The organism is Saccharococcus thermophilus, from assembly GCF_011761475.1.
In the GTDB taxonomy this organism is placed as follows: Bacteria; Bacillota; Bacilli; order Bacillales; family Anoxybacillaceae; genus Saccharococcus; species Saccharococcus thermophilus.
Genome location: NZ_JAASRS010000001.1, coordinates 1,234,150 through 1,251,286, shown reverse-complemented (window position 1 = coordinate 1,251,286; position 17,137 = coordinate 1,234,150). Strand labels below are relative to the sequence as shown.

Genomic DNA, 17,137 nt, shown 5'->3' with positions numbered 1-17,137 from the left:
GCCATCCAATCAGGCAAGGAAAGAAGGGAATGCTCATGCTTCGTGGCCAAAAAGTGTTCTTCCGGGCATCCAAAACAGATTTGGACCGATTGTATGCCTGCAATCGGGAATCCGCCCTTGTTTGGAATGAATGCCTCCGTTTGGCCAAAGAAAACTTCCTCCAGCATGGGTGCTGGATCACCAAAAGCGGGCTGCAAAAACAAACGAAAAGAAAGTTCCATCTTCACAGTCAATCCATTCAAGCCGTCTGTCACAAATATCTCTTCGCAAGACAATCTGCTCACCACGCCATCCAGCAAGGACATCCTGCCCGTTATCCCTACAAGAAAAAGAAGTACTTCCCAACGAAATGGGCGAAAGACGGTTTCAAAGTGTATGAAAACGGAAAAATTGAACTCTCCATGGGTATTCATCATGGAAAACGGGAAAAGCCGATCGTCGTGTATGCGTCGCGTTTGCCAAAAGGAACGATCAAAGAAATCGAATGCTGCTGGGATCAAGGTCTTTATTTGGCCGTGACATATGAAGATGGACAAAAGGAAAAAGCGTATAAACCGGGGAAGGCAGTTGGAGTCGATCTTGGGGAAGTACACACCATCGGCGCGTTTTGTGAAAACGGGCAAGCCCTCCTCATCACGGGAAGAAAAATACGCTCCCTTCACCGGCTTCGGAATAAAAAACTGGCAGAGATCCAGCGGCGTCAATCGAAATGTCAAAAAGGATCGCGTCAATGGAAAAAGTATGAGCGGGCGAAACAATACGTGTTGTCGAAATCCGAAAGACAGCTGCGGGATGCGCTCCATAAAACGACCAAACCATTTGTTGACTGGTGTTTGAAGCAATCCGTTTCCAATGTGTATATCGGAAACGTCGAAGGGGTGCAGCGGAACACGAGAAAAAAACGGGTAAGCCGTAAACAAGCACAGAGACTCTCGAATTGGTCATTCGGGAAAGTGAAGAAGTATCTCGCTTATAAGCTGTCTCAACATGGCATTCGATTGCATGAAATCGTAGAGTCGTATACAAGCCAGACATGTCCTGTCTGCCAAAAGAGAAAAAAAGTGTCTTCCCGCCTGTTTGTGTGTCGGTGTGGGTACGAGGAGCACCGTGATGTTCACGGCGCGAGAAATATCTTAAGCAAAGCACTGCACGGCACCTTCAAACACTGGAACGTACAAACGAAGCTGACGTATCTACGGATTGCGTAAGCAAGAAGTAGTAGAAGGGTTGGATCGCCCCATCGGTGTGATGCCGATGTTGCTTACTGGATCCATCAAGAAGACTTCCGATGTATTTATCGAGTGGAAGGAGACCGCCTTCTTCTGCGCAGAAGCTTCTTTGGTGGAGGTGGTAAGAAACTCCCACCTCTTCATGGAATGAAGGTGGGAGAGGTTCATTGCTAAGTTGTATAATAGCTCAACGTATTCACCAGCATCTTTTATTAATTGGCTTGACGACTCTAATATTAGAAGGTTTGTTTCTTATTATCTTAAGTCGGGTTCACTTCGCATTCATCGCTTTTATTATATATATTTCAATCTCTTTTGTATCAGGCATTTGCAATACATGCTTCGATTCAATTGTTATGAAGGAGACGCCTAGTGACCTTCAAGGCTTAGTATTTGGTCTATTAGCCACCATTTCAAATACATTAATTGGAATATTTATGCTCGGGGCTGGCATCCTTTTAGAAGCAGTCAATAATAGAATGCTTGGTTTGATTGGAGGAATGGGTTTTATATTAACTGGACTATTTCTCTTTGTGGTATATTCTTCTATAAAAGAAAAAGAATTACCGACTTTACGTGAATAATTTAATAATGAGTTTTGGGATATACGATCAAAAAATAACAGAAACATAGGTATTTATCTTCTTTCAATTCCGTAAAAACTTAACTGTCATTATTTCGATTTAGTAAAAGAGGTGTTATCAATGTTATCAGTAGTACAAACAAAAGTATTTGGCATTTCTTCTGACGGGGGAAATCCATGTCCCTTAGTATTAAACAGTGACTCTTTAACTGATAAGCAAATGCAAAGCATTGCTGCTTATTACGGGGTCGAAACAGCCTTTATACTACAGTCTGAAAATCGAAATGCCCTTTTCAGACTAAGATACTTTGTTCCAAAGCACGAAATGGAAATGTGCGTTCATGCTACTGTAGGCGCGGTAAGTTACTGGTGCCAGTCTCATGGAATAAAACAGTTCAATGGAACAATGGAGACCGCGCTGGGGGAAATAGCGGTAATTGCCCAAGAAAAAGACGGAAGATTAAATGTGATCGTAGAACAATTCCCTCCGTCTTTCAGCAATGAAAATCCCAATCCTTCAGAAGTTGCACAGGCATTAAAAATAAGGGAAGAAGAACTAGATTTCACTGTGGGGCCCATTCAATCCGTTTCCACTTCACGTCCCAAATTGATGATTCCTCTGCGTAATTACGAAATACTTCATAACTTAGATCCTGACTTTGAGTTGCTTTGGGAACTTTGTGATAGATACCAGACAACCGGCTTTTATCCTTTTACGTTGACAACACAATCTTCGAAATACGATGTTGAGGCCCGTCAATTTCCTAAAAGAGCAGGTTATAACGAAGATCCGGCTACAGGTGTAGCGGCTTGTGCACTTGGCGCATATCTAACCCATTATTCCAAACTCCAAGAACCAAAAGAGGGATGGTATGAATACCTGATCGGACAGGGATATGCGATGGGAAGACCGAGTATTATCCAAGCTGCTTCCTATATTTCTAAAGAAGGAAGTATAACTAAAACACGAGTAGGAGGATATGCGGCCATTTTACAAAAGGAAAATCTTGATATTCACTCAATAATTTAAAGGATTTTCTCGAAATTGGTAGCGTTATGTTACATAAGGTGTTCTAAAAGAGGAGCGATGCCGTGATTCACGCATAACCATCAAATTGGAGATCATGATAGCGCCCCTTAGTAGTTTATATGTTTCCAAAGTGGTTAGGCTTTTTATGTGCATTGATGTATCAATGATCAGCTTGTCGGATTTGTCGGCAAGCTGAAGCGGGATTGCTCCCGCTTTTTTTTGTTTGAAGGTGATGACATTGGCTTGACTACACGACCACATTTTGACCATGTTGCATTTATCGACACTAAAATGCGGTCGGAACGCAGTAAAAATCACTCAAACATAATCGAAAACATCTTTTCCCACCTATAGAAAAATGGCCAACATGCCCAGCAATCCTGTGCGTATGTATATTCTTTATAATGCTGATAACGAATCAATGTGATGCGATCATTTTTGATGTGAAATGTCATTATGTCCGTGGCGTAAGGAGGATTATGAGCCCCTTGAAAAGTTTCAACCTGAACAGTGATCAGAAAGTGGTAATTGCTCTCTTGTTCTAAATTTTTCACGTTTATTATTTTCGCCTTCCACCATTGGGTTCCCGATTTCTTTCCATAATAGTTTAAAACAGATTTCGTGATGTAAGGAGTTAAAAAGTATATGGAAAGATCCTCTAATTGCTCGGCAGTTGCCGCCGCTTGGTTAACTTTTGATTCTGCATTGTTTGTTCCCACAACGAGAAATATGCCAAAAAGGAGGAGCAATAATTTTTTGGAAAGCATAACAGTGCCTCTTTTCATCATAGTAATGGCTCGCTATATTATTTTTAGCCAACGGACGTATATGTATGTGAAAACTCGTAAAAAGGAAAAACCATGCAATTGTTCGCAATGTACCACGGATTATCAATGACAAGCGGTTCATTCTTGCATTAACGACAAAGCAGCTAAAGGAGTTTTATGTTAGAAAAGATTAAGGCGTTCTAATCGCTTGCTATTCATACCCATTACCGGTATAATGTATATAGAACTATTGAATGAGGTGAAATGCATGAATCACCATGAAGAGAATCAGCTCAATCCAAAAATGGTTCCGCGCACGAAAGAAGAAATTGAGAGCATTGTGAGGCGCTTAAAGCGCATTGAAGGACAAGTGCGCGGCGTGCAAAAAATGGTTGAGGATAACCGCTATTGTATCGATATTTTAATTCAAATTTCTGCCATTCAAGCAGCACTGCAGAAAGTCGGATTGAGTTTGTTAGAGCGTCACGTCCAGCATTGCGTCGCCAAAGCGATTCGCGAAGGCAACGGCGACGAATCGATTCAGGAATTAATGAACGTTATCAGCCAATTCTCCAAATAGGAAGGGAAGCATGATGAGCGAGAAAAAGCATGTGACGTTGCATATTACCGGCATGACATGCGCCGCCTGTTCGAGCCGCATCGAGAAAGTGCTCAATAAGATGGATGGAGTCAAGGCGAACGTCAATTTAGCAATGGAAAAAGCAGCGATCGAGTATGACCCAACGAAACAAAGCCTTCATGACATTCAAGAAAAAATCGAAAAGCTCGGATACGGCGTTGCCACCGAAAAGGTAATGTTGGATATTGAAGGCATGACATGCGCCGCTTGTGCGGCCCGCATTGAAAAGGGACTGCAACGCATGGAAGGGGTAGAACGCGCCACGGTCAACTTAGCAACGAACAGCGCGGTTGTGGAATATGAGGAAGGCATCCTATCAGTTGAGGACATATTAGAAAAAATCAAAAAACTTGGCTACAAAGGACAAGTGCGGAAGGAAGAAGAGAGCGCAGGTTTCAAAGAGGAACAGCTGAAGCAAAAACAGCGTCAGCTTATGATTTCGATTGTTTTATCGCTTCCGCTTCTGTATACGATGATTGCGCATCTGCCGTTTGACCTTGGCCTGCCGGTGCCAAATTGGCTGATGAATCCGTGGGTGCAGCTTCTGTTCGCGACGCCCGTGCAGTTTTATGTTGGCGGTCCTTTTTATGTCGGCGCGTATCGCGCGTTAAGAAACAAAAGCGCGAACATGGATGTCCTTGTCGCGCTCGGTACGTCCGCCGCTTATTTTTACAGTTTGGCGGAAGCGGTCAAAACGATTGGAAACCCTCACTATATGCCAAATTTATATTTTGAAACAAGTGCGGTGCTCATCACGCTTGTGCTTGTCGGAAAATATTTTGAGGCGCGAGCGAAAGGGAGAACGACCGAAGCGATTTCGAAATTGTTAAGCTTGCAGGCGAAGGAAGCGCTCGTTCTTCGCAACGGCAAAGAAGTTAAGGTTCCGCTCGGACAAGTCATAGTTGGCGACACGATTGTCGTCAAGCCGGGCGAAAAAATACCGGTGGATGGTATCGTGATTGCGGGAGCATCCGCTGTCGACGAATCGATGATTACGGGGGAATCGATTCCGGTTGATAAAAAAGAAGGAGATCGCGTCATTGGCGCAACGATCAACACGACAGGCACTCTTACGATTCGGGCGGAAAAGGTCGGAAAAGACACAGCCTTGGCGAATATCGTGAAAATTGTCGAAGAAGCTCAAGGTTCGAAAGCGCCGATTCAGCGGATGGCCGATGTTATTTCCGGAATTTTTGTGCCGATTGTTGTTGGTATTGCCGTGTTGGCGTTTTTTGTCTGGTACTTTTTTGTCGCACCGGGCGATTTGCCAAAAGCGCTGGAAGTCGCGATTGCTGTACTTGTCATCGCCTGTCCATGCGCCCTCGGTTTGGCCACGCCGACATCGATCATGGTTGGTACCGGAAAAGGAGCGGAACACGGCATCCTCTTTAAGGGGGGGGAGTACCTGGAGGAAACGCATAAAATCAATGCGGTGCTATTGGATAAAACAGGAACGGTGACAAAAGGAAAACCGGAAGTAACGGATGTCATTGAGTTTCAAAAAGGTATGCTACAATACGCCGTGTCGGCGGAAAAAGGTTCTGAGCATCCGCTCGCGCAGGCGATTGTCGAATATGGCAAACGGCAACAAATCGCAGTAAAGCCGTTTGAGCACTTCGCGGCGCTTGCGGGTCACGGTATTGAAGCGGTAATCGATGGCAAACGTGTTCTCGTTGGAACGAGAAAATTAATGAAAGAAAACAACGTCGACATTTCTCGACATATAGAGAAAATGATACAATTAGAAATAGAAGGAAAAACGGCGATGCTCGTGTCCATTGATGGACAGCTTGCCGGCATCATCGCCGTCGCTGATACGATCAAAAAAAATGCTAAAGTAGCAATTCAAGCGTTGAAACAGCTTGGGATTGATGTGTATATGGTGACAGGCGACAATGAACGGACGGCAAAAGCGATTGCCAAACAAGTGGGGATCGACCATGTATACGCCGAAGTGCTTCCTGAGGACAAAGCAAACATTGTCGAAAAGATGCAGCGAGAAGGCAAACGGGTGGCGATGGTCGGTGATGGCATTAATGACGCTCCTGCTTTGGCGAAAGCCGATATCGGCATAGCCATCGGCACGGGAACGGATGTTGCCATCGAAACGGCCGATGTCACCTTAGTCGGCGGCGATTTGACGCATATACCGAAGGCGATCGAGCTAAGCCGCAAAACGATGGCCAATATTCGGCAAAACTTGTTTTGGGCGCTATTTTACAATACGATCGGCATACCGGTTGCCGCCGCTGGGCTGTTAGAACCTTGGATTGCTGGAGCGGCGATGGCGTTTAGCTCCGTATCGGTAGTGACAAACGCACTTCGCTTGAAGCGCGTGAAACTATAAAAACAAGGAGGAATTCATCATGACAACGACATTACAAGTGCAAGGAATGACATGCAACCATTGCAAAATGGCAGTCACGAACGCTTTACAAGAGCTAGAAGGAGTCAACCGCGTCGAAGTGCATTTGGAAAAAGGCACGGTTGATGTCGATTACGATGAAACGAAAATCAGCTTGGACAAATTGAAAGAAGCGATTGAAGAACAAGGGTATGATGTGAAGTAAACGAGAGCCTCCTCTTTCTTTGATATGATCCCCTTATAGTAGACAGAAAAAAGAAAGCCAATTAATCTGTCTACTATGGAGGGGATTTTTCTATGGGGAAAATACGAAAAACATATTTAGAGTAATCTCCACCTAAAGAAAGAACGACAGCTTTATTCCCTTCAGATATATTGAATATTTTATAACCTCTAATCGTAGTATCATTTTGAATTTCATCTAAATATGAATACAGTTCATTGTCAGTTAAGTCCATATAATTGTGTAAAAAGGGAAATAGAAAAAGAGCCATGTTGCTTCCCTTTTGGCAGAATAAACAGTGGACCAAAAACACCAAACATAAGGAGGAATGCAACCATGGCTCAATATCATATTACCCTAAATGATGAACTTTTGCACGGGTTATTCACCAGAGATGAGGGATTAGCTAAGCTATTGGAACAAGTCCTCAATCAAATCCTCGAGGCACAAGTAGAAGAACAGCTGGGAGCTCGCCGTTATGAACGAACGGAAGAACGAAAAGGCTATCGAAACGGTTCGTATCCACGCCAGCTGACGACCCGGGTGGGACGGTTGACCTTGCGCGTTCCACGGACAAGAGATGGGGAGTTCTCTACGGAACTGTTCCAACGGTATCAACGGAGCGAACAAGCACTGGTACTGGCACTAATGGAATGGTGGTAAACGGGGTGTCTACCCGAAAAATCACTCTAATCACGGAGGAATTATGCGGCACTTCGTTTTCCAAGTCCACTGTCTCCTCACTGTGCAAGGGACTGGATCCGATTATCCAAGACTGGAATTACCGTTCCCTTCATGAACACGTGTATCCGTTTGTGCTAGTAGATGCTATTTATACGAAAGTCCGGGAGGATGGACGAGTACGCTCCAGAGCCGTGTTGATCGAAATCGATGAAAAATGGATGTCAGGGCGCAAATACTTGGATATGGCTGAATATTGGCAGTGGCGGAAAACGAAAGAGCAAGGAGTCCGATCGGTGAATCAGGAGGCTCCGGCGATCAAGAAAGTGGGATAACCTCTACGCCGTGTCAAGGAGAACGTGGAATACCGGAGCGAAGCGAGGATATGCCGCGAAAGCTCCTTGACACGCCTGTTCCTTGACAACATGATCATTTGTCCGGGAAGGCGACCGGCAGGGAGACTTACCGGTCTTACCTACCATACGTCAAGTCATCAGGTCCATGTTGTCTATCAAAGGGGAATTTACACAATAATTTGGACTTGACCAACAAAAAAATTATTGAGTAAATATTTTTCATGTAATCCACCTAATTTCTTAAAAGAATTTTAAATGTTATTCCCAATTATGAAAAAATATGATAGTTTAGTTATAACATAAATCCCTTTGTTAAAGAATTAGTTAAAAAGGGTGCGTTTTGATTAACAGGAAACTAGTACAATTTACTACAGAGGAAGATGGGATGCCTATGTTTCGCATTGATAATCAATCTGATACCGCCGTTGTTCTCATTCATGAAATCTATGGAATCAATTCGCATATGCGCGATGTTGGACAGTCGCTTGCGCAATATGGTTTCGATGTATGGTGTCCTAATTTGTTAGAGCGGGAAGCTTTGGAAAATAGGATTCGCCAAGCTTCCAAACTATTTTTCTAAAAATATTCCCGCGAATAAGGTCAACGAAAGGAAAGTGTTCCATGAAACTGCCGATTTGCTGCAAATGCCATTATTCATTCCGTTGGAGAAGCGCGATAAAGGTATTATTTGGATGGAAAAGGTTTATTTGTCCAAATTGCAAAACAAAGTTGTATCCGACTGCGGAATCACGACAAAAAGCGTCATTTGTGCTCATCCTTCCGTTGCTAGTATTATTGCTTTTGCCATTTTTCGGAATATCCTTTCTATGGACCTTTATCATCTATTTCGTGCTTTTAGCAAGCATCATGGCGCTATTGCCATTTTTCTACACTTTTGTTGATGAAGAAGAGCCGTTTTGGTGACAATGATAGAATGGGTGAATGGCTATTTCCGTTAAATTTATTGTAAAAAGGCCGTCATTTCGGCCTTTTTTTTTGTTGCCAAGGCGCATTCCTCATAGTGGATCGGCATATAAAGATAGAAAAAGTAGACATGTAATAGAAACAATAGGCATATAATTTGTAAATAGGAATCATTACGTTTTAACGCTCTGAATGAAAAATGCGAAGGGGGAAGAAGGGGATGTATCGCTGGCTTTCTTCTACGTTGATTGATGTAACAGGAATCGTCGTGATTGCGATTGCTGCTTATTTCATGTTGGCCAGTCAGTTTATAGGAGCGGCATGGTCGATGAAGCTCCCAGCTTCTTTTCAACAATTTAGTACGATTCTTTTAAGCATTATCATTGAAGCGGTTCCGTTTGTGCTGATTGGTGTGATCATTGCCGGATGTATCCAAATTTTTGTTACGGAAGAGCAAATTCGGCGCTGGATTCCAAAAAATCGGTTTCTCGCTGCCATGATGGGGTGTGTGATTGGCGCTTTGTTTCCTGGGTACGAATGCGGAATTGTACCGATTGTGCGAAGACTGGTGGCAAAGGGAGTGCCGCTGCATGCCGCGGTCGGCTTTCTGTTGACGGGGCCGTTAATTAATCCGATCGTCATTTTGGCAACGTATATGGCGTTTGGAAATGATGGCACCATCGCGGCGTTGCGAATGGGGGTTGGCTTTGTGGACGCTTTGATCATTGCCTTTATCATTGGCTTTTTATTTCCGTCTAACCAGCTGAAAACTGCCGCTGCATCAGATGTGCGGGAACATGTGAAACGCGCGTCATTGTTTCACCGATTGGAGGAAGTGCTCAAACATTCGATTGATGAGTTTTTTGATACGGGAAAGTATTTAATTATCGGGGCTTGTTTTGCCGCGTTCATGCAAACCTATGTACATACTAAATCTCTGTTCCTTTTTGGTGATGGAGATTTCGGCAAGACAATTGTCATGATGGTGCTTGCCTATTTCTTATCATTATGTTCAGAAGCGGATGCGTTTATCGCGGCCTCATTTAAAAGTTTATTTCCGGTCACCTCTATACTCGCATTTTTAGTTTATGGACCGATGATTGACTTGAAAAATACGATTATGCTGTTGAGTTCATTTCGAGTTAGATTTGTGCTCGTTTTGCTTGTTTTGATTACTTCCGTCGTGTTCATCAGCGTGCATCTAATGATGTATAAGCCAGCGAATAAGATAGCGTGGAGGGAGAAAATAAAAGCAAAAGGGACCAACGATTTTCGTTGGCCCCTTTACGCTCCTTTTAATTCTGTCTGCTTGTGATCGAGCGATTTTGGTTTCATGATGAATGGATATAATACCAACCCCGCTACAAATAGACCGATTCCTAAGAAAAATGTATACCAATCCGCTGTTCCCGTTTTGATGACCCAAATCGAGTATACTAGCGCCGCCAATGTAATGATGCCGTCGCGCATGCGAATTTGTTTCGCATTTTTGTACGTTTCTCCCGTAATGATTAATTTCAAATGATACAAGGCCGAGACGAGATACGGAACTAAGTAGGCAAGCGTCGCGACGACAATGGCAAAATTGTACGCTTCGTTCATCGTTCCCGATACGGTCGAAAATAGAAAAATTTGCGTCATGAAATTCGTGATGAACAGAGAGCGGGTCGGGCTGCCGCTCTTGTTTGTTTTGGCAAAGAAAGCAGGGAATAATCCTTCTCTTGCCGCTTGATATGGAACTTCCGAACTGACGACAATCCAGCCGATCGTCGAGCCGAATAGGGAAACGAGCGCCAAGATAGCCATGATGTACGCTCCGTTGCTTCCGATAACGGAATAGAGCGCGTCTACGAGCGGTTTTTGCGACTGTTTTAACTCCTCCTGTGAAAGAGCTCCCATTGTCAATAACGTGATTCCGATATAAATGAGAACAGAAATGACAAGTCCCAACAATGTTGCTTTTTTCACGTCTTTCGGCGATTTGGCGCGGTTTGACAGCATGACGGCCGATTCAATGCCGATAAACGCCCATAGCGTGGTAATCGCCGCTCCGTTGATTTGGCTTGGTACGGACACTGCTTGTCCGTTTTTATCCGCAAAGGCAAACCCGCTTCCTAAGTTTGCGGCGTTAAACACCCAAACGGTGGCGACAATATAAAGAAGGAATCCGATCACTTTCGCTCCTGTCGCCAAAATGTTAATGTTTCCGGCGCGTTGAAAATCGCGGACGAGAATCCAGTGAATTCCCCACAATACCGTTGTACATACCGCAAAAGTCAGTGCTTTTCCGGCTTCCAATGGAAACGATCCTATCGTAAATAGTACGTGCTTGCTTTGCATGATCGGGAAAAACGTGCTTAAATAGCCGGCAAACGAAATAATAACGGACGCAGTGGCCGCCCAGTTCGCCGACCAATATCCCCACGCCATGCTGTAGCCTGCGATGTTTCCTGCTTTTGGCGAAGAAAACATCGCTTGCGCGTAGCTTTGCGGTCCTGCTTTAAGATCGGGTTTTCTTGTTGCTAGACTGCCAAATACGAGCGCAATCATCCAGACGCCCAATCCGGTTGCGAGCCAGGCGAGCGCTGCCCCCATTGGGCTTGCTACTTGTGCTAGGCTTGCCGGAATCATAAATATGCCACCGCCGACCATGTTTCCAACGACGAAGGCGGTTAAAATCCATAATCCCCATTTTTTTGCAGCCATCATATGTCCTCCTTATTACTATGTCTCTATTGTGAGTCATGGTTACTTTCATTCCTTTCTCATCATATCGTATTATTTTAGTTTGGTAAAGTGATAATATAATAAAGTAATAAAGTTAATCAATTGCGAATAATGGTTATTTTCTGTTGATTATATAGGACATTTCTTGCTTTTTTCATTATCACCTCACATTTCTTTCACCTTCTTTTGCTATACTGGCCGTACAGTGCGGTCATGGTATAAGTGCAGTTGTTTCACTCTATCGAGAGAGGGGGAATGATTTGTCATATTGGCAAAAGGCGTTACGGTGGGGATGGATAAGTATTTTCTGTTTAACCGTGTTAGCATCGCTTCCTGTCCGATCGTTGGCCCACGCTTACATTGTCGCAACGACGCCTAAGGTAAATGAAAAGTTGGTCGAAGCTCCGAAAACCATTCGCATTGAATTTAATGAAAACATCCAATCGACTTTTTATGCGCTCAAACTTCTCAATCAAAGAGGACAAGAGATTCGCTTGCATGATGTTCGCATCGATGCAACCAATCCGCATGTGCTAAAAGGGAATGTGCCGAATCGTTTGGCTAATGGAGTATATGTAATGAAATGGAAAGTTGTCTCTAGCGACGGCCATCCTGTCGAAGGGACGATCCCCTTTCAAATCGGCCAAAGCAGCGATAATGGCGCATTATCCGATTCGGAAAGAAACAGCTATGTTCCCAAATTCGATATGATCATCATTCGCGGACTTTTTTACATAGGTCTATCGCTATTTTTAAGCTTGCTTTGGTTTAAATTGTTTATATATCTTCCATTGGGTGCATGGCGGTTTTCGGCTCGGGATAAGGTGTTGTATTGGGCGGCGTATAGTCTAACGGCGCTAGCGACGCTGTTGAGTTTGCCGTTGCAAATTACGGTGGAGGCGGATGTGTCGTGGCTTCAGGCGCTAAAAGGCGCGCTTGTGAAAAAGATGCTGCTTCATACGTCTTTTGGGACCATATGGATGATTCAATGCGTGCTCTTATTTTTATTATTTGTTGTTGGATATGCAATGTTTGGGAAAAGGGAGCGCCATTCGAAACGATGGGCGATTGTCTCATTCGTACTTGGGGCCAGCATTCTTTTCGCCAAAGCGTGGACGGGCCACGCGGCAGCTTCGTCTCATCCGCTTGTTGCTCGTGTGATGGATTTTCTTCATCTTTTTAGCGCTTCCGTTTGGGTCGGATGCTTAGTGATCATAGCTGCGATTTTGCCTTTTGACATGCCAGGAACCGAGAAAAGTAAATATTGGGAAGCAGTCCGCCGTTTTTCGTGTTGGGCAGCTGGATTGGTCGCCATTCTAATGATGACAGGCATTTACGCTGCTTTACAACAAATTCCAACGTTGGACGCACTGTTTCAAACGATATATGGTAAAGCGCTTCTCGGTAAAGTGCTCCTTCTTGTCGTTATGCTTATGTTGGCGGCGGTGAACTGGATTTTGGGGCGCAAGCAGAAAAACGTATTAGGAATAACGGTATGGTCTGAATTTGGCCTCGGCATCGGCGCGATGCTGCTTGCCGCGATGTTGACGAATTTGCCGCCCGCAGCGGTTTCGCCGGGACCTTTTACGCAAACGAAGGCAGCCGGAAGCTATCAAGTGACACTGCATATTACCCCCAATGTATTAGGGACAAATCAATTTCAAATAAAGATCAAAGACGCGAAGGGAAGAGCTATTCAGGATATTGAGCAAGTAATGGTTACATTGGCGTCAAAAGAAATGGATATGGGAGAAACAACGTTTCGAGCATTAAAAATTGCTTCCGGTGTTTATCAGGCAAAGGAAACGATGAGCATGGCCGGACGGTGGAATGTTCATGTGCATATCCTGACAACGTCGTTGCAAAGCGCGGACGCCACTTTTGCTTGTTATGTAGGAAGCCAATAAATAGGAGGAGATTCAATAATGAAAAAAGCATGGTCGCAAACTTCCAAAGTACTTGTTTTGATGGTGGCAACCTTTTTATTATGCACAGGAATCGCCAGCGCTCATGTGACGGTAAAGCCGAACATCTCCGCGCCTGGCGCTTGGGAAACGTATACGGTTAAAATCCCAGTGGAAAAAGATGTTCCAACGACGAAAGTCACATTAAAAATTCCGGACGGCATGGAATTCGTATCCTATCAACCAGAGCAAGGCTGGAAAGTGACGCTGGATAAAGACGCGTCTGGAAAGGTAAAAACGGTCACATGGACTGCGGAAGGGCAAGGTCTGTTGCCAGGACAATTTCAACAGTTTTTCTTTATTGCGAAAAACCCAGATAAGGAAGGGAAAGTTGCCTGGGATGCGTATCAATATTATAAAGACGGCTCCATTGTCGAGTGGACGGGAACGGAAAACTCACAAACTCCTCATTCTGTAACGGAAATCAGCCAAGCGGCCACGGCGCAAAGCGGCCACGATACGCACAGCCACGGCGAACAGGCGGCGCAGAATCAGGCTCAGCCAGAAAATAAAACCAACAACGAGCAAAACAAAAACGGGCTATCGATCGCTACCATGGTGATTGCCGTCATTGCTCTGATCGTTTCGATCGTTGCTTTCCTGAAAAAAAGAGCGTAAAATGAACTTAGAAAAGTCCCCCGCATTTTTTGGGGGCTTTTTTGTTGAAGGAGGAGAGAAGCATGGATGTCATTAAAGAGCTTGCACAACGAATCGCTAGCGCCGACTCGATCGCCGTTTTGACTGGCGCGGGAATGAGCACGGAATCAGGAATTCCCGATTTCCGCAGCGAAAATGGGATCTATGCGCAGGAAGAAAATGTCGAATACTATTTGTCCGAATACTACTTTGAAAAAGATCCTATTGATTTTTGGCATCGTTTTAAACGGATGTTTTCGTTAAAACTAATGGGCAATTTTGCGCCGAACGATGGTCATCGGTTCCTTCACCAATTAGAAGAGATGGGTAAAAAGGTGACCATTTTGACGCAAAACATCGATGGGCTGCATAAAAAGGCGGGGAGCACCAACGTCATCGAATTGCACGGTACTTTGCAGACGGCAACGTGTCCGGAATGCGGCGAAAAGTATGATTTAGCGTTTATCAACAGCCATGATGTTCCGCGGTGCGAGCGGAAAGCGGCAAATGGAAATAAGTGCAATGAAATTTTAAAACCAGATGTGGTGCTGTTTGGCGGATTAGTGCCAAGAATCGAAGAAGCGTTCGCCGCGGCGGCAGAAAGTGATTTGCTGATCGCGATGGGCACAAGCCTAGAAGTAACGCCGGTCAATCAAATCCCTCTTTACGTAGCTTCCCAGTCCCCCGGTACATATAAAGTAATCATTAATAAAACACCAACAAGAATGGATGACGTATTTGACCTTGTCATTCATGGCGGAATTGGAGAAACAGTGGCAAAAGTGCGTTCATATATGGCAGGTGCGCGCTGAATGATCGGCGGACGCACCTGTTTCTTTTCTATATTATTGTTGACCTAAACGAGAAAAAATTGTTTCTATATAAAATTAAAAAATATTGTATTTTTTGAAGTTTGGGAATATAATAGGGTTAACATACCAACTGGTTGGTATAATTTGTAGAGTTCTGTACTGGCTTATATGGATGAAACGAGGCCTAGAGAGGGAAATGGAGGGGACATACATGCATTTGCGCCTTACTGATGAACAGCGGATGGTGCAAAAGGCCATTCGCAAATTCGTTGAAAAAGAATTAATGCCGTTAGAAAACGAAGTATTGCGAAACGAACGGGAAGGGAAACCGGGGCTGTCTGAGGAGAAGTTGAAAGAATTGCAGCTCAAAGCGAAAGAAGCGGGTTTTTGGGGGATTAATACACCGGAAGAATACGGCGGCGCCAACCTTGGGCACGTCATGCAGGCGATTGTGACGATGGAAGTGTCAAAAACGTTTGTTCCATTCCGGTTTGGCGGGTCGGCGGATAATATTCTCTATTACGCGAATGAAGAACAAAAGAAAAAATATTTGATTCCGACCATTAATGGCGAGAAAAAATCATGCTTTGCCATGACGGAGCCAGGCGCGGGGTCAGACACTAGAAATATTAAAATGACCGCGGTCAAAGATGGAAACGAATGGGTGCTCAACGGGGAAAAAACGTTTATCACCGGCGGAAATGAAGCCGATTTTGTGATGGTCATCGCCATTACCGACAAAGAACGCCATCAAGCAACGAATGGACGGGAAGGGGTTACTTGTTTTATCGTCGACCGGGAGATGGGCTGGCGTTCCGAACCGATACATACGATGGGGCCGGCGACACCTGCCAGCTTAATCTTTGAGAATGTGCGCGTTCCGGAAGAAAACATTTTAGGGGAGCTGCACGGCGGCTATAAACTCGGGCTGGAGTGGATCGGGTATGCCCGCTGGATTGTCGGCGCGAGAGCGGTCGGAGCGGCGGAACGGCTGCTGCAAATGGCGATTGATTATGCGAAAGAGCGCGTGACATTTGGCAAGCCGATCGCGGAAAGACAAGCGATTCAATGGATGATCGCCGATTCGGCTGTCGAAATAGAAGCGGCGAAATGGCTCGTGTTAAACGCGGCGTTCACGCTCGACCAAGGCGAGGACAACCGCCATTTAGCATCGATGGCCAAACTGTTCGGCGCCAACATGGGCAACCGCGTCGTTGACCGCGTTATGCAAATTCACGGCGGCATGGGCTATACGAAAGAAATGCCGATCGAACGCTGGTATCGTGATGCCAGACTTTGGCGCATTTATGATGGCACGGATGAAATTCAGCGAATGATTATCGCGAGAAACTTGCTCAAAGGGCATGTTAAATTGGGGCAATTTCTATAAAACTTTGAAAGCGTTATCGGATAGAAGGGGGAAGCAAACATGAGCCAAAGATTTACAGGAAGAGTCGCATTCGTTACAGGGGGAAGCCGCGGAATCGGCAAGGCGATCGTTACGCGTTTTGCCGAAGAAGGAGCGAAAGTGGCGTTCATCGACTTAAATGAAGAAGCATTGCACGCCACCGCAAGTGAATTGCGCGAAAAAGGCTATGAAGTATATGCAAAAGTCGCGAACGTTACCGATCGCGAACAAGTCGAAACAACGGTAAAAGAAATTGTCGATCAATTCGGATCGATCGATATTCTCGTCAATAACGCCGGGGTCATTCGCGACAATTTGCTGTTTAAAATGACGGATGAGGACTGGCAAACGGTAATGGATGTTCACCTCAAAGGCGCGTTTTACTGCGCGCGAGCCGTTCAAAAATACATGGTAGAAAAACGGTACGGCCGCATTATTAATGTTTCTTCCACTTCCGCGCTTGGCAACCGCGGGCAAGCGAACTATGCGGCGGCGAAAGCAGGCATTCAAGGCTTTACGAAAACGCTGGCGATCGAGCTGGGCAAGTTTGGCATCACCACGAACGCGGTTGCTCCTGGGTTTATTGAAACCGATATGACAAAAGCAACGGCGGAAAGATTAGGCATTTCGTTTGAACAATTAATTCAGGCTAGCGTCACGAACATTCCGGTCGGACGAAGCGGCAAGCCGGAAGATGTCGCGCAGGCGGTGGCGTTCTTCGCCGATGAAAAATCTTCCTTTATTAACGGCCAAGTGCTATACGTAGCCGGAGGTCCAAAATGTTAACGGAAT

Annotated in this window: 16 protein-coding genes and 1 pseudogene; 15 read left to right on the top strand and 2 right to left on the bottom strand. The window is 44.9% G+C overall.

The features are described 5' to 3' along the window. Positions 1-35: 35 nt before the first annotated feature. From BDD39_RS06400 to BDD39_RS06390, 3 genes are all read left to right on the top strand, one after another. Positions 36-1,208, top strand: a complete 1,173-nt coding sequence (locus tag BDD39_RS06400) for an RNA-guided endonuclease InsQ/TnpB family protein (protein WP_166909136.1) — start codon at positions 36-38, stop codon at positions 1,206-1,208. Between the two features lie 377 nt (positions 1,209-1,585). After that, a complete protein-coding gene (locus BDD39_RS16355) occupies positions 1,586-1,813 on the top strand; it encodes a hypothetical protein (protein WP_243846003.1) in 228 nt (75 codons plus the stop codon). Positions 1,814-1,933: 120 nt separating this feature from the next. After that, a complete protein-coding gene (locus BDD39_RS06390) occupies positions 1,934-2,842 on the top strand; it encodes a PhzF family phenazine biosynthesis protein (RefSeq protein ID WP_166909134.1) in 909 nt (302 codons plus the stop codon). Positions 2,843-3,156: 314 nt separating this feature from the next. On the opposite strand, the gene BDD39_RS06385 is transcribed toward BDD39_RS06390, so the two are convergent. Then, a complete protein-coding gene (locus BDD39_RS06385; RefSeq protein WP_243846002.1) occupies positions 3,157-3,609 on the bottom strand; it encodes a DUF3888 domain-containing protein in 453 nt (150 codons plus the stop codon). Between the two features lie 268 nt (positions 3,610-3,877). On the opposite strand from BDD39_RS06385, the gene BDD39_RS06380 reads away from it, so the two are divergent. The 7 genes and pseudogenes from BDD39_RS06380 (at position 3,878) to BDD39_RS06350 (ending at position 10,113) form a co-directional block, all read left to right on the top strand. Continuing rightward, positions 3,878-4,189: a metal-sensing transcriptional repressor gene (locus BDD39_RS06380; RefSeq protein ID WP_166909132.1), complete on the top strand. Its 312-nt coding sequence runs from the start codon at positions 3,878-3,880 to the stop codon at positions 4,187-4,189. A 13-nt stretch (positions 4,190-4,202) separates the two neighbouring features. Next, a complete protein-coding gene (locus BDD39_RS06375; RefSeq protein ID WP_166909130.1) occupies positions 4,203-6,596 on the top strand; it encodes a heavy metal translocating P-type ATPase in 2,394 nt (797 codons plus the stop codon). Between the two features lie 19 nt (positions 6,597-6,615). Further along, a complete protein-coding gene (gene copZ / locus BDD39_RS06370) occupies positions 6,616-6,819 on the top strand; it encodes a copper chaperone CopZ (RefSeq protein WP_166909128.1) in 204 nt (67 codons plus the stop codon). 354 nt (positions 6,820-7,173) lie between these two features. Next, positions 7,174-7,727 (top strand): annotated as a pseudogene (locus BDD39_RS06365) (IS256 family transposase); the annotation flags it as partial. A gap of 538 nt (positions 7,728-8,265) precedes the next feature. Beyond that, positions 8,266-8,454 carry a dienelactone hydrolase family protein gene (locus BDD39_RS06360; protein WP_166909126.1) on the top strand — a complete coding sequence of 63 codons (189 nt, stop codon included), beginning with the start codon at positions 8,266-8,268 and terminating at the stop codon, positions 8,452-8,454. Between the two features lie 41 nt (positions 8,455-8,495). Beyond that, positions 8,496-8,798 (top strand): TIGR04104 family putative zinc finger protein, encoded by a 303-nt coding sequence (locus tag BDD39_RS16745; RefSeq protein ID WP_166909124.1) that lies wholly within the window; start codon positions 8,496-8,498, stop codon positions 8,796-8,798. A 220-nt stretch (positions 8,799-9,018) separates the two neighbouring features. After that, the gene (locus BDD39_RS06350; RefSeq protein WP_243846001.1) at positions 9,019-10,113 is read left to right on the top strand and encodes a permease; all 1,095 of its coding nucleotides are present in this window, start codon (positions 9,019-9,021) and stop codon (positions 10,111-10,113) included. Here the strand turns inward: BDD39_RS06350 and BDD39_RS06345 are convergent. Further along, entirely contained in the window at positions 10,083-11,504 is a 1,422-nt protein-coding gene (locus BDD39_RS06345) for an amino acid permease (RefSeq protein ID WP_166909122.1), read from the bottom strand. The two genes, BDD39_RS06350 and BDD39_RS06345, sit on opposite strands and share 31 nt — an antisense overlap. 281 nt (positions 11,505-11,785) lie before the next feature. Between BDD39_RS06345 and BDD39_RS06340 the strand changes: the two genes are divergently transcribed. The 5 genes from BDD39_RS06340 to BDD39_RS06320 all read left to right on the top strand — a co-directional run bounded on the left by BDD39_RS06340 (position 11,786) and on the right by BDD39_RS06320 (position 17,131). Next, positions 11,786-13,432: a copper resistance protein CopC gene (locus BDD39_RS06340; protein WP_166909121.1), complete on the top strand. Its 1,647-nt coding sequence runs from the start codon at positions 11,786-11,788 to the stop codon at positions 13,430-13,432. 18 nt (positions 13,433-13,450) lie between these two features. Then, positions 13,451-14,107, top strand: a complete 657-nt coding sequence (locus BDD39_RS06335; protein ID WP_166909119.1) for a YcnI family copper-binding membrane protein — start codon at positions 13,451-13,453, stop codon at positions 14,105-14,107. Positions 14,108-14,169: 62 nt separating this feature from the next. Further along, complete coding sequence (locus BDD39_RS06330; protein WP_166909117.1) at positions 14,170-14,937, top strand: NAD-dependent protein deacylase; 768 nt, start codon at positions 14,170-14,172, stop codon at positions 14,935-14,937. A 211-nt stretch (positions 14,938-15,148) separates the two neighbouring features. Continuing rightward, a complete protein-coding gene (locus BDD39_RS06325; RefSeq protein WP_166909115.1) occupies positions 15,149-16,327 on the top strand; it encodes an acyl-CoA dehydrogenase family protein in 1,179 nt (392 codons plus the stop codon). Between the two features lie 39 nt (positions 16,328-16,366). Next, a complete protein-coding gene (locus BDD39_RS06320; protein WP_166909112.1) occupies positions 16,367-17,131 on the top strand; it encodes a beta-ketoacyl-ACP reductase in 765 nt (254 codons plus the stop codon). Positions 17,132-17,137: the final 6 nt, after the last annotated feature.

Coding starts and splice junctions, on each gene's coding strand:
- BDD39_RS06350 (WP_243846001.1), top strand. CDS start 9,019: ATGTATCGCTGGCTTTCTTCTACGTTGATTGATGTAACAGGAATCGTC.
- BDD39_RS06330 (WP_166909117.1), top strand. CDS start 14,170: ATGGATGTCATTAAAGAGCTTGCACAACGAATCGCTAGCGCCGACTCG.
- BDD39_RS06325 (WP_166909115.1), top strand. CDS start 15,149: ATGCATTTGCGCCTTACTGATGAACAGCGGATGGTGCAAAAGGCCATT.
- copZ (WP_166909128.1), top strand. CDS start 6,616: ATGACAACGACATTACAAGTGCAAGGAATGACATGCAACCATTGCAAA.
- BDD39_RS06390 (WP_166909134.1), top strand. CDS start 1,934: ATGTTATCAGTAGTACAAACAAAAGTATTTGGCATTTCTTCTGACGGG.
- BDD39_RS06375 (WP_166909130.1), top strand. CDS start 4,203: ATGAGCGAGAAAAAGCATGTGACGTTGCATATTACCGGCATGACATGC.
- BDD39_RS16355 (WP_243846003.1), top strand. CDS start 1,586: ATGAAGGAGACGCCTAGTGACCTTCAAGGCTTAGTATTTGGTCTATTA.
- BDD39_RS06360 (WP_166909126.1), top strand. CDS start 8,266: ATGTTTCGCATTGATAATCAATCTGATACCGCCGTTGTTCTCATTCAT.
- BDD39_RS06335 (WP_166909119.1), top strand. CDS start 13,451: ATGAAAAAAGCATGGTCGCAAACTTCCAAAGTACTTGTTTTGATGGTG.
- BDD39_RS16745 (WP_166909124.1), top strand. CDS start 8,496: ATGAAACTGCCGATTTGCTGCAAATGCCATTATTCATTCCGTTGGAGA.
- BDD39_RS06345 (WP_166909122.1), bottom strand. CDS start 11,504: ATGGCTGCAAAAAAATGGGGATTATGGATTTTAACCGCCTTCGTCGTT.
- BDD39_RS06385 (WP_243846002.1), bottom strand. CDS start 3,609: ATGCTTTCCAAAAAATTATTGCTCCTCCTTTTTGGCATATTTCTCGTT.
- BDD39_RS06320 (WP_166909112.1), top strand. CDS start 16,367: ATGAGCCAAAGATTTACAGGAAGAGTCGCATTCGTTACAGGGGGAAGC.
- BDD39_RS06400 (WP_166909136.1), top strand. CDS start 36: ATGCTTCGTGGCCAAAAAGTGTTCTTCCGGGCATCCAAAACAGATTTG.
- BDD39_RS06380 (WP_166909132.1), top strand. CDS start 3,878: ATGAATCACCATGAAGAGAATCAGCTCAATCCAAAAATGGTTCCGCGC.